We start from the raw sequence: 12,013 nt of genomic DNA on the forward strand, positions 1-12,013 counted from the left end.
CCGATGAGCCCGTCGACCCGCCGCCTGACCGTCGCCCAGGCACTGGTGCGCTTCCTGACGGTCCAGTACACCGAACGCGACGGGGTCCGGCACCGGCTGGTCGCCGGCACCTGGGGGATCCTCGGTCACGGCAACGTCGCCGGGGTCGGCCAGGCGCTGCTGGAGGCGGGCGAGGCGGCCATGCCGTTCCACCAGGGCCGCAACGAGCAGGCCATGGTGCACGCCGCGGTCGGCTACGCCCGGCAGCGCAACCGGCTCTCCGCCCAGGCGGTCACCACCTCCATCGGCCCGGGCGCCACCAACCTCGTCACCGGCGCCGCCCTCGCCACGATCAACCGACTCCCCGTCCTGCTGCTGCCCGGCGACTACTTCGCCACCCGCACCGCCGAGCCGCTGCTCCAGCAGCTGGAGCACCCGGTGCACGCCGACGTCTCCGTCAACGACGCGCTCCGCCCCGTCTCCCGCTCCTTCGACCGCGTCACCCGGCCCGAGGCGCTGGTGCCGTCGGCGCTGCGCGCCATGCGCGTCCTCGCCGACCCCGCGGCGACCGGCGCCGTCACGATCGCCCTGCCGCAGGACGTCCAGACCGAGGCGTACGACTGGCCGGAGGAGTTCTTCGCCGAACGGGTCTGGCCCGTGCGCCGGCCCGCCCCCGACCCGGCCGAGCTCGACGCCGCGGTCCGCGCGGTGCGGGCCGCCCGCCGCCCGTTGATCGTCGCGGGGGGCGGCGTCCACCACAGCGAGGCGGAGGACGCCCTGCGGGCGCTCGTCGACGCGACGGGCATCCCCGTCGCCTCCACGCAGGCCGGCAAGGGCTCCCTCCGCCACGACCACCCCGCCGACCTCGGCGGCATCGGCCACACCGGCACGGCCGCCGCCGCCGACACCGCCCGCACCGCCGACCTCGTCCTCGGCGTGGGGACCCGCCACACCGACTTCACCACCGCGTCCGGCACCCTCTTCGCCCACCCGGACGTCCGGTTCGTCAACCTCGACGTCAGCCCCGCCGACGCGCACAAGATGGCGGCCCGCACCCTCGTCGCCGACGCCCGCTGTGGCCTGGAGGCGCTCACCGCGGCCCTGGCCGGGTACCGCGTCGACGCGGCGTACGAGGCCGAGTACCGCGCCGGCCGCGAGCGCTGGGAAGACGCCGTGGCCGCCGCGTTCCGCGCGGACGACGACGGCGCCGTCCCGACCCAGAGCCAGGTGCTCGGCGCCCTGGACTCCGTCGTCGGCGACGAGGACGTCGTCGTCAACGCCGCCGGCTCCCTCCCCGGCGACCTGCACAAGCTGTGGCGGGCCCGCTCCCCGCGCCAGTACCACCTGGAGTACGGCTACTCGTGCATGGGCTACGAGATCCCCGGCGCCATCGGCGTGCAACTCGCCGCGCCCGGCACGCCGGTGTGGGCGCTCGTCGGCGACGGCACGTACCTGATGATGCCCACCGAGCTGGTGACGGCCGTCCAGGAGGGGCTGCCGATCAACGTCGTGCTCGTCCAGAACCACGGCTACGCCTCCATCGGCGGCCTCTCCGAGCAGACCGGCGGCGAGCGCTTCGCCACCGCCTACCGCCACCGGGCGGCGGACGGCACGTACACGGGCGCCCCGCTCCCCGTCGACCTCGCCGCCAACGCCGCGAGCCTCGGCATGCACGTCCTGCGGGCGGCGACCGTCGGAGAACTGCGCGCCGCGCTCTCCGAGGCCCGCGCCTGCCCCCGGCCCACCTGCGTGTACGTCGAGACGGGCACCGAGGGGCCGGCGGCACCCGGCGCCGCCGCCTGGTGGGACGTACCGGTCGCCGAGGTGGCCACGCGGGAGTCGGCCGTCGCGGCCCGCACGGCGTACGAGCGGCACAAGGCCCGGGTCCGCCGGTACCTGTGACGGTCCGGCGGCCCGGCGGAGCGCCCACGGGCGCCCCGGGTCCCGGGCGCGGCCCGCGGGGGAGTCCTCACCACGCGGCGTCGTCGAAGAACGCGGACGCGTCCGGCAGCGGGGCCCCGCCCGTGAGCGACTGCTCGGTCCACATGACCTTGCCGCTCGGTGTGTACCGCGTCCCCCACCGGCCCGCGAACCGCGAGACCAGGTACAGGCCCCGCCCGCCCTCGTCCGTGGTGGCGGCCCGCCTCAGGTGCGGCGACGTGCTGCTGCCGTCCGACACCTCGCAGATCAGGTTCCGGTCGCGCAGCATGCGCACGTGGATCGGGTCGGAGCCGTGCCGGATGGCGTTGGTGATCAGCTCGCTGAGCATCAGCTCCGTGCTGAACCCGATCTCCTCCAACCCCCAGCGCTCCAACTGCCGCACGCACGCGGCCCGTACGGGCGCCACCGCCGACGGGTCCCGCGGTACGTCCCAGTCGGCCACGCGGTCCTCCGGCAGCAGCCGGGTACGGGCCACCAGCAGGGCCACGTCGTCGTCGCGGCTGGGCGGCAGCAGCGCCTCGAACACCGCCCGGCACGTCTCCTCCGGCGTCCGCCCCGACCCGCCGGCCAGCGTGCCGCGCAGCAGCCGCAGCCCCGCGTCGAGGTCCCGCTGCCGGTGCTCGATCAGCCCGTCCGTGTACAGCACCAGGCCGCTCCCCTCCGGCAGCCGCACCTCATGCGTCTCGAACGGTCCGCCCCCCAGCCCCAGCGGCGGGAACACCGGGACGTCCGGCAGCTCCACCGAACCGTCGGGCAGCGTCACCGCCGGTGGGAAGTGCCCCGCCGACGCCATCGAGCAGCGCCCCGCCACCGGGTCGTAGATGGCGTACAGGCAGGTCGCGCCGGAGATCCCCGCCCCGCCGTCGCCCGTCTCCTCCTCGTCGATCCGCGACACCAGCTCGTCGAGGTGGCCGAGCAGCTCGTCAGGCGGGAGGTCGAGCGTGGAGAAGTTGTGCACCGCCGTGCGCAGGCGGCCCATCGTGGCGGCCGCGTGCAGCCCGTGCCCGACCACGTCGCCGACGACCAGCGCCACCCGGGCGCCGGGCAGCGGGATCACGTCGAACCAGTCGCCGCCCACCCCCGCCTGCGCGGGCAGGTACCGGTAGGCGATCTCCAGGGCGTCCTGCTCCGGCAGCACCCGCGGCAGCAGGCTGCGCTGCAGGGTCACCGCCATGGCGTGCTCCCGGGTGAAGCGGCGGGCGTTGTCGATGGCCACCGCCGCGCGGGCCGCCAGCTCCTCCGCGAAGGCGAGGTCCTCCTCCTCGAACCGCCCCGAGCGCGTGACGCGCCAAAAGTTGGCCATGCCCACGACGACCCCGCGCGCCTGGAGCGGTACGGTCACCAGCGAGCGGATCCCGTACGCCACCGCCACGTCGGCGCCGGCCGGATCCTGCGCCCGCCAGCCGTGCGCCACCGTCAGGTCCGCCTCCAGCACCGCCCGGCCGCTCTCCAGGGCCGCCGCCATCGGGGTCATCGGCACGTCGAAGCGGATCAGGTCGCCGGCCGGCTGGAGCGGGTGGTCCGCGCGCACGCCGCTGACCGCGGCCCGGCGCATCACCGAGTGGGCCCCGGTCGGCTCCTCGCCGCGCAGCACCGGGTCCAGCAGCTCCACCGTCACGAAGTCGGCGAACCGCGGGACCGCCACCTCCGTCAGCTCCTCCGCCGTCCGGACGACGTCCAGGGTCGTGCCGATCCGCACCCCCGCCTCGTACAGCAGCGTCAGCCGCTCCCGCGCGACCTCCGCCGCCCCCGTCACGGCCCGCAGCTCCGTCGTGTCCCGCAGGGTGACGACGGTGCCGGACGGCCCGCCGTACGGATGGGTGGGGCGGGTGTTGACGGCGAGCAGCCGGTCGCCCGTCAGGTGGACCTCGTCGGTCACCGCCCGTTCGGAGGCCAGCAGCTCCGCGGTGTCGTCGGCCAGCCCCAGGTCGGTGACGCGGCGGCCCTCCGCGTCGGTCGGCAGGGCGAGCAGCCGCCGCGCCTCGTCGTTGACGAGGGTCAGCCGCCCGTCCTCCCCGACGATGAGCACGCCCTCGCGGACGGCGTGGAGCACCGCGTCGTGGTGCTCGTACATCCGCGTCATCTCGGCCGGGCCCAGGCCGTGCGTCTGGCGCCGCAGCCGCCTGCTCACCAGCGCGGAGCTGACCGTCGCGAGGGCGAGGGCGGCCCCGCCCGCGCCCAGGAACACCGGCAGCTGCCGGTCGACGGCGTCGCCCACGCTCTCGATGCTGACACCGGCGGAGACCAGGCCCACCACCGTCCCGTCGGCGTCCTGGACGGGGACGACGGCCCGCGCGGCGTCGTTGGGGTCGCCCGAGAAGATCTCGGTGAACGCCGTGCCCGCCGCCGCCCGCCCCACGTCCTCGGCGCGGGTCCCGACGAGCGAGGGGTCGCTGTCGGCCACGCGGGTGCCGTCCGGCGCCATCACCGCCACGAAGTCGACGCCGGCCCCCTCGCGGGCCGCCTCGGAGTGGCGCTGGAGGGTGGCCCGGTCGCCGGCGCGCAGTGCCGTGAGGGTCCCGGGGGCTTCCGCGAAAGACTCGGCCGAGGCGAGGGAGCGGTGGCGCGCGTCGCCCTCGCCGTCGTGGCGCGCCTGGAAGGCCAGCGCGACGACGGCGGCGGCGATGAGCACCACGGCGACGACTATCTGGAGGAAGAGCACCTGTCCGGCGGCGCTGCGCACCCCGAGGAACCTCTCCCGGCGCCCGGGCCGCCCGAGACGTCCACTCTTGCCCCTCATGACCTATTTCTAGCACCGTGCGTGTCGCCGTCGCGACCGCGCGCACAGCGTCCGCGGGCGGGCCGGCCCCGCCCCTCCGCCTCGCCGGGGAGGCGCGCGGGCGGGGCGGCGCGCCCGGCCGGGAAGGGGCGGGAACCGGCCGTAGCCGAAAGGTGTCCCTGTGGGGGAGCGGTCGTGAAGGCCGCGTGAGGACCACCGCGCGAGGACCTGGGGGAGGCCGTATGGACGGCTGGTCGGTACCCGGCTACACCGACGTCCGCGAGCTCGGTTCGGGGGCCGGCGGGCGCGTCGTCCTCGCCGTCCACGACGCCACCGGGCTGCCGGTGGCCGTGAAGTACCTCGGCGAGGCCCTGCGCGGCGACCCGTCGTTCGTCCACGGCTTCCGCGACGAGGCCCGGCTGCTCGGCACGCTCGCGTCGCCGCACGTCGTCGGCCTGTACGAGTACGTGGAGGCCCCGGAGGGCGCCGCCATCGTCATGGAGCTGGTCGACGGCCTCGCCCTGCGCGCCCTGCTCCGCGAGTACGGCGCGGTCGGCCCCGAGGCGGCGCTCACCGTCCTGAAGGGCTCCCTGCTGGGACTCGCCGCCGCCCACGCGCGCGGCGTCGTCCACCGCGACTACAAGCCGGAGAACGTCCTCGTCACCGCCGACGGCGCCTCCCGCCTCGTCGACTTCGGCATCGCCGCCGGCCGCGGCGCCGTCGCCCCCGTCGCCGGCACCCCCGCCTACATGGCCCCCGAACAGTGGACCGGCGCGCCCGCCTCGCCCGCCTCCGACGTGTACGCCGCCACCGCCGTCTTCTACGAGTGCCTCACCGGCCGCAAGCCCTTCACCGGCGAGCACATCGCCGAACTCGCCCTGATGCACGTCGAGGCCCCCGTACCGGTCGAGGACGTCCCCGAGCCGCTGCGGCCGCTGCTCCGGCGCGGCCTGGCGAAGACGCCGCGGGAGCGGCCCGGGGACGCCGCCGCGTTCGTCGCGGAGCTGGAGGCGGCCGCCGCCGCGGCCTGCGGACCCGGCTGGGAGGGGCGCGGGCGGGGCCGCCTGGCGTCCCTCGCGGCGCTGCTGCCCCTGCTCTTCCCCTCCGCCGGGGACCAGGCGGGCGGCACGACCGACCTCGCGACCACCTCCCTCGGCGAGCCCGGCGGCGGCGCCGGCTGGTGGCGCGCCTGGCTGCCCGGACCGCTCGGCTGGGCGGCGGTCGCGGGGGCGCTGCTCCTCGGCCTGCTCCCCCTCCTGGCCGGCGCCTCGCAGGCGTCCCCCGGACGCGGCGGCACGGGCGCGCGGGCCCTGGCCACGACCGGGGTGCACCCGGGCGGCGCGGCGACCCCCGCCCCGTCACCCACCGGCGGTACGCCGCCCTCCCCGACGGCCTCCGCCCCGGCGGCGCCCTCGACCCCGGCGCCCTCCGCTCCGCCGCCCGCCGGGGCGGTGACGCCCCCGGCCACGGACGCCCCGACCGACGCACCGGGCGCACCCGGGACGGCCGAGCCGTCCACCGCGGGGCCGGGCACCACCGCGCCCGCACCGCCCGGGGAGCCCGCCGCCACCGCGCCTCCCGACCCGGGCGGACCGCGACCGGGCAGCTCCGCCCCGCCGTCGCCCGCGGCGCCGCCGCCCACCGGCGTCCGGTCGGCCACGGTCCGGGACTTCCGGCAGACCGGCCCCGCCACCGCGACCGCCTCCTTCGAGGTCACCACGGACGGGCCCGGCCCCGTCACCCTGTACGTCACCTGGTACGCCGGGGACTCCCCGGGCGCCCCCGGCACCCAGGACGGGGCGACGGAGACGTACCGCCGCGACGGCGCCGAGGCCCGCACCCTCACGCTCACGCACACCTTCGGGACCCGCGGCTGCCACTGGACCGCCGCGGTGACGACCGAACCGGCGCCCGCCGGCGGCGCCTCGTCCCGGCAACTGCTCACCCGGGGGTGCGAGATCCGGTGAGCGCTCCCCGCGTCCCCGACCCGGGGCGCCCCGCCGACGACCCCGAGTACAGCGCCACCGCCCTCGCCGCCCACTGGTCCGACCACGCCGACCATCCCGACCACCCGGGCCGCGCTGTCGACCCGGGCCGTGCCGACCGCCCCGAGCGGCCCGCCCGCAGCGCCGTGGCGGGCCTCGCGTCCGGCCCGGTGGGCCCTGCCCGGCCGGACCGCGTCGAGGGCACCGTGCTGCGCTTCGGCCCCGGCGTCACGGCGACGGCGGTGGCGCGGCCGGGCGGCGGCGCCGACCCGGCGGCGGGCCCGCCGCCCGCGCCGTCCGCGCCCCGGCGCCGGGCGCGCGGTCGCCGGTACGCCCTGCCCGTGCTGGTGCTCCTGTGTGTCCTGGCCCTGCTCGGCCGGGAGCGGTACGGGCCCGCCGTCGCCGTCCACGGCGTGGCCGTCCGCACGGACGGGGTCGCCCCGGCGGGCGGCGCGACGTGCGGCGGCACCGCCGACGTCGTCGGCGTCGTCCGCACCGACGGCCGTCCCGGCACGCTCACCTACCGCTGGCTGCGCGGCGACGGCACCACGTCCGGCGTGCTCACCGAGCGGGTCCCGGGCGGCCGGCGCGAGGTCCGGCTGCACCTTCTGTGGACGTTCGACGGCGAGGGCGCCTACCGGGCCCGCGCCGACCTGGAGGTCCTCTCGCCGGGCCGGCACGCCGCCGGCACCGTCTTCACCTACGCCTGCGGCGAAGGCCGCTGACCCGTTCACCCGAGTGGTGGACTCCCGCACCGGGACTTAGCGTTGAACGGTGGACGACCCCCGGTCCACGGCCCCGAGCGAGGGCGGTGAACGCCATGTCCACTCCCCGGCCCGCCCCCACCCCGCGGACCGACGCCCCGGAGCGGGGCCGCGGCAGCGGGATCGCCCTGCTGGTCATCGCCAGTTGCCAGCTCATGGTGGTGCTCGACATCACCATCGTGAACATCGCCCTGCCGCAGATCCAGCGGTCCCTCGACTTCTCCACCACGGGACTGTCCTGGGTCGTCAACGCCTACACCCTCGCCTTCGGCGGGCTGCTGCTCCTCGGCGGCCGCGCGGGCGACATCCTGGGACGGCGGCGCGTGTTCATGGTGGGCGTCGCCCTGTTCGTCCTGGCGTCGCTGCTCGGCGGACTCGCCCAGGAGTCCTGGCAACTGCTGGCGGCCCGCGCCCTCCAGGGCCTCGGCGGCGCCATCGCCTCGCCGACCGCCCTCGCCCTGATCAGCACCACGTTCTCGGAGGGCCCCGAACGCAACCGCGCCTTCGGCGTCTTCGCCGCGGTATCGGCGGGCGGCGGCGCGATCGGCCTCCTCGCCGGCGGCATGCTCGTCGAGTGGCTCGACTGGCGCTGGGTGCTGTTCGTCAACGTGCCGATCGGCCTGCTCATCCTGACGGCCGCGCCCCGCTGGATCAGGGAGTCGGAGAAGCTCCCCGGCCGCTTCGACCTCGCCGGGGCCCTCACCTCGACGCTCGGCATGGTGCTGCTGGTCTACGGCTTCATCCGCGCCGCGCAGGAGGGCTGGAGCGACCCGCTGACCCTGGCGTCGTTCGGGGCGGCGCTGGTCATCCTCACCGCCTTCGTCCTGCTGGAGCGCCGCTCCCGGCAGCCCATCACCCCGCTGCACATGTTCACCGACCGCAACCGTGCCGGGACGTACGGGATGATGCTCAGCCTGGCGGCGGCCATCTTCGGCATGTTCTTCTTCCTGACCCTCTTCGTGCAGAACGTGCTGGGCTTCGGACCGCTGAAGGCGGGGCTGGCCTTCCTGCCCGTCAGCGCGGTCATCGCGGTCGGCGCGGGCATCGCCTCGCAACTGCTGCCGCGGTACGGGCCCAAGCCGTTCATGGTGACCGGCGCGCTGCTCGCCGCGGTCGGCCTGGGCTGGCTCACGCTCACCGACGTCGACTCGACGTACGCGGGCAGCATCCTCGGACCGATGCTGGTCCTGAGCCTCGGCATGGGCATGCAGTTCGTGTCGCTGACCCTGATGGCGCTCTCCGGCGTGGCGCAACGCGAGACGGGGGCGGCGTCCGGACTGCTCAACGCCACCCAGCAGGTGGGCGGTTCGCTGGGCCTGTCCATCCTGGTCACCGCCTTCGGCACGGCCAGCGCCGACGAGGGGGAGCGGCAGGTCGCCGACTTCCTCGCCCGGGCGAGCGCCCCGGAGCGGCTGCGGTTCCAGCGCACCGGTGAACTGCCGCCGCCCTGGGCGCAGGAGGTACTGGCGGCGGGCGTCTCGGTCGCGTTCGTCCTGGCCGCGGTCTTCGCCGTGGTCGGCGCGCTGATCGCGCTCTTCGTCATCCAGGTGCGCCCCGGCGACCTGGATCGCCTCCAGGGCGGGCCGGACCAGGGCGGCCCCGGGCACGGCTGACCCGCCCGGACGGCCCGCCGCCCCGGCGGCGGCCGACGCGTGACCTCCCACCCGCCCCGGCGTTGTCACCGGCGGACACCACTTGACGAGGCGGACGCGACGGACACCGCGGAGACCACGGGCACCCACGGGTGTGCGGCCGCGCGGACGGCACCACGGCACCACGGATCGGAGCGGGCATGGCGGAACAGGGACGGGAACTGACGGTGGGGGTGGTGGTGGCCCGTTCGGGGCGCCTCGCGCGGCTGGGGGACCCGCTGGCGTTCGCCCTGGACCTGCTGCGGCCGATGCTGGAGCGGGAAGGGGTGCGCAACGGCGGTCGCCGGCACCCGGTGCGGCTGGTCGCGCGGGACAGCCGCTCCACGGCCGAGGGGGCCAGGCAGGCGGTGCGGGAGCTGGTCGTCGAGGAGGACGCGCGGATCGTCCTGACCCTCGCCGGCACGGAGGTCCTGCCCGCCGTCGCCGACGCCTGCGAGCGCGCCGGCGTGCCGTGCCTGTCGTCCACCTTCCCCTGGCAGGTGTACTACTACGGCCGGGACGCCCACGGGCGGCGGCCGTTCCGGTGGACGTACCACTTCTGCTGGGGCCTCGACGACATCGCCGAGACCTTCGCCGACCTGTGGGAGCACGCCGCGGGACCGGGCCGGACGGTCGGGTGCCTGTGGAACGACGGCCCGCAGGGGACCTGGTCGCGCGACGCCGAGCGGGGCTTCGCCCCGGCGGCCCGGGCCCGCGGCCACCGGCTGGTCGACCCCGGCGGCTACCGCGAACCGGCGGACGGCCTCGACGGGCTGGTCGACGCCTTCCGCGCGGCGGACGCCGACATCGTGACCAGCGCCGCCACCGCCCGCGACCTGGCCGTCTTCCGCGCGGCGGTGGCGCGGCGGGGCCCGCAGCCGCGGATGATCACCTGTTCGCGCTGGCTGGCCTACCCGCCCACGACCACGGGCGGCGGCGACCGGCCGGCCCAGGACCGGGTGGCGACCCTCGTGTACTGGACGCCCGCCCACCCCTACCGGTCGTCGCTCGACGGCACGACGGCGGCGGAGCTGGCCGAGGCGTACGAGCAGGCGACCGGGGGCCAGTGGCTCCAGCCCCTGGGGCTGGCGTACGCGCTGTTCGAGGTGGCCCGCCACGCGCTCGCCACCGCCGACGACCCGGGTGATCCGGCGGCCGTCGCGGCGGCCGTCGGCCGGACCCGGCTGGAGACGGTCGCGGGCCCCCTCGACTGGACGGCCGGGCCGGTGCCCAACGTCGCCACGATCCGCCTCGCGGGCGGCCAGTGGCAGCCCGGCACCCGCCACCCCTACGAGCTGGCCGTGGTGACGAACCGCCGGGTCGAGGGCCTGCCGGCCACCGCCGACCTGCTCCCGCTGACGGCCGGCTGACGGCCGGCTGATGCCGCGCGAGGCCGTAGGCGCGAGACCGCGCGCCCGGCCGCACGCGCGAGGCCGGCGGCCCGCAGGGAGCGGACCGCCGGCCGGGGTGGGACGGGAGATCAGATGATGCTCACGCCGTAGGCGCTCAGGGCCTCGGTGACGGGCTGGAAGAACGTGGTGCCGCCCGTGCGGCAGTTGCCGCTGCCGCCGGAGGTCAGGCCGAGGGCGGTCGAGCCGGAGAACAGGGCGCCGCCGCTGTCGCCGGGCTCGGCGCAGACGTTGGTCTGGATCATGCCGTAGACGACGTCGCCGCCGCCGTAGTTGACCGTGGCGTTGAGGCCGGTGACGCGGCCGCTGTGCAGGCCGGTGGTGGAGCCGCTGCGCTGGACCGTCTGGCCGACGGTCGCGTTGGCGGCGCCGGTGATGTCCCGGTAGCTGCCGTTGTACAGGGAGACCCGGCCGTCGGCGGCGGCGGAGTTGGAGTGGCGGATGATGCCGTAGTCGTTCACGGGGAAGCTGGAGCCGGTCCGCGAGCCGAGCAGGGCCGTCTGCCCGGAGTTCGTGTACCAGGTGCTGGCTATCTCGGTGCAGTGGCCGGCCGTGAGGGCGAAGGTGGCGCCGCTGCTGTTGCGGACGTTGAAGCCCAGCGAACACCGGCCGCCGCCCGCCGCGTAGATGGCCTGGCCGCCGGCGATGAGCTTGTTGAACTTGCCGGGCGTGCGCTTGATCTCCAGGGCGCCGGCGCGGTCGCCCGCGGCCTTCCGCAGCTCGGCCAGCTCGGCAGCCGAGACGGTGGAGTCGGCGGTGATGACCAGCTTGCCGGACTTGGCGTCCGTGTACCAGGCGGTGCCGGGCACGTCGGCGTCCAGGACGGCCTCGCTGACCTGGGCGAGTTCGGCGGTGGTCGCCCGGGTGGCCTCGGCGGTCTGCGCCCCGGCGCTCGGGGCGGCGAGCGCGGTGGCGGTGACCAGGGCGGCGGCGACGGCGGTCAGCCGGGCGCCTCTCGCGAGACCGCCGCGGGGGGTGAAGCGCTTGACGTTCACTGCGTCCTCCGGTGGGGGATGAGTGAGGCCCGCTGGGTGGACGGGCCCGCCAGGCAGTGCCCGCCCCGGCGGTTCCCGAGGAGGTCATGTGCCTGACAAGTGGTGACCCGGGAATCGTGGCGTCCGGTTCACCCTCCCGACAAGACCGGCTTTCGGTCGCGCTACGCGCGTCCCGGCGATACGGGCGTCGAACGACCGGTTTCGCCATGACACGCCGTCGCCGCGCCCGGTGCGGCCCGACCGCCCGGCGCCGCCCGGGCGCACGGCGGTCGAGGGACGCGGCGGCGGCCCCCGGCGCGGGGCGGACGCCCGGGCCGGGGGACGGGGCGGGCCGACCGTTCGCGCTGTTCAGCGTTGAACGGACGGCCCGTCACCCTTCGTTCACCCGGCCGCGCCGCACCGGCCCGGCGGACCGGCCGCCCGCGCCCGCTGCCCGCCCCGCGCCGGGTGGCGGGAGCCCGGGCCGGGACCCGTCCGGGCTCCGTGGGAACGGTCCCACGCGCCTCGCCCTTATGCGTCAATCACGCCCGTTCGCCCGGGACGGCCCCTGTCCGGATTCCGACCCTCGGCCACCGGGGACCGGAACCGGA

General features: G+C 76.8%; 7 protein-coding genes. 5 read left to right on the top strand and 2 right to left on the bottom strand.

All coding sequences use genetic code 11. The features are described 5' to 3' along the window. Positions 1–3: 3 nt before the first annotated feature. Positions 4–1,881, top strand: coding sequence for a 3D-(3,5/4)-trihydroxycyclohexane-1,2-dione acylhydrolase (decyclizing) (gene iolD / locus LPA54_RS09330; protein WP_228975686.1), 1,878 nt, complete (start codon positions 4–6; stop codon positions 1,879–1,881). A 67-nt stretch (positions 1,882–1,948) separates the two neighbouring features. On the opposite strand, the gene LPA54_RS09335 is transcribed toward iolD, so the two are convergent. Beyond that, positions 1,949–4,660 carry a SpoIIE family protein phosphatase/ATP-binding protein gene (locus tag LPA54_RS09335; protein ID WP_228975687.1) on the bottom strand — a complete coding sequence of 904 codons (2,712 nt, stop codon included), beginning with the start codon at positions 4,658–4,660 and terminating at the stop codon, positions 1,949–1,951. A 221-nt stretch (positions 4,661–4,881) separates the two neighbouring features. Here LPA54_RS09335 and LPA54_RS09340 point away from each other — a divergent pair, with 221 nt between their 5' ends. From LPA54_RS09340 to LPA54_RS09360, 4 genes are all read left to right on the top strand, one after another. Then, a complete protein-coding gene (locus tag LPA54_RS09340) occupies positions 4,882–6,606 on the top strand; it encodes a serine/threonine-protein kinase (RefSeq protein ID WP_228975688.1) in 1,725 nt (574 codons plus the stop codon). After that, positions 6,603–7,349 carry a hypothetical protein gene (locus LPA54_RS09345; protein ID WP_228975689.1) on the top strand — a complete coding sequence of 249 codons (747 nt, stop codon included), beginning with the start codon at positions 6,603–6,605 and terminating at the stop codon, positions 7,347–7,349. Before LPA54_RS09340 ends, LPA54_RS09345 begins: the two co-directional genes overlap by 4 nt. A 95-nt stretch (positions 7,350–7,444) precedes the next feature. Continuing rightward, positions 7,445–9,001 (top strand): MFS transporter, encoded by a 1,557-nt coding sequence (locus tag LPA54_RS09350; protein WP_228975691.1) that lies wholly within the window; start codon positions 7,445–7,447, stop codon positions 8,999–9,001. Between the two features lie 179 nt (positions 9,002–9,180). Beyond that, complete coding sequence (locus LPA54_RS09360; RefSeq protein ID WP_267486935.1) at positions 9,181–10,389, top strand: ABC transporter substrate-binding protein; 1,209 nt, start codon at positions 9,181–9,183, stop codon at positions 10,387–10,389. Positions 10,390–10,499: 110 nt separating this feature from the next. Here LPA54_RS09360 and LPA54_RS09365 read toward each other — a convergent pair whose 3' ends face one another. Next, positions 10,500–11,423, bottom strand: a complete 924-nt coding sequence (locus LPA54_RS09365; RefSeq protein WP_228975693.1) for a S1 family peptidase — start codon at positions 11,421–11,423, stop codon at positions 10,500–10,502. Between the last annotated feature and the right edge of the window lie 590 nt (positions 11,424–12,013).

This window comes from Streptomyces sp. DH12 (genome assembly GCF_020873895.1).
In the GTDB taxonomy this organism is placed as follows: domain Bacteria; phylum Actinomycetota; class Actinomycetes; order Streptomycetales; family Streptomycetaceae; genus Streptomyces.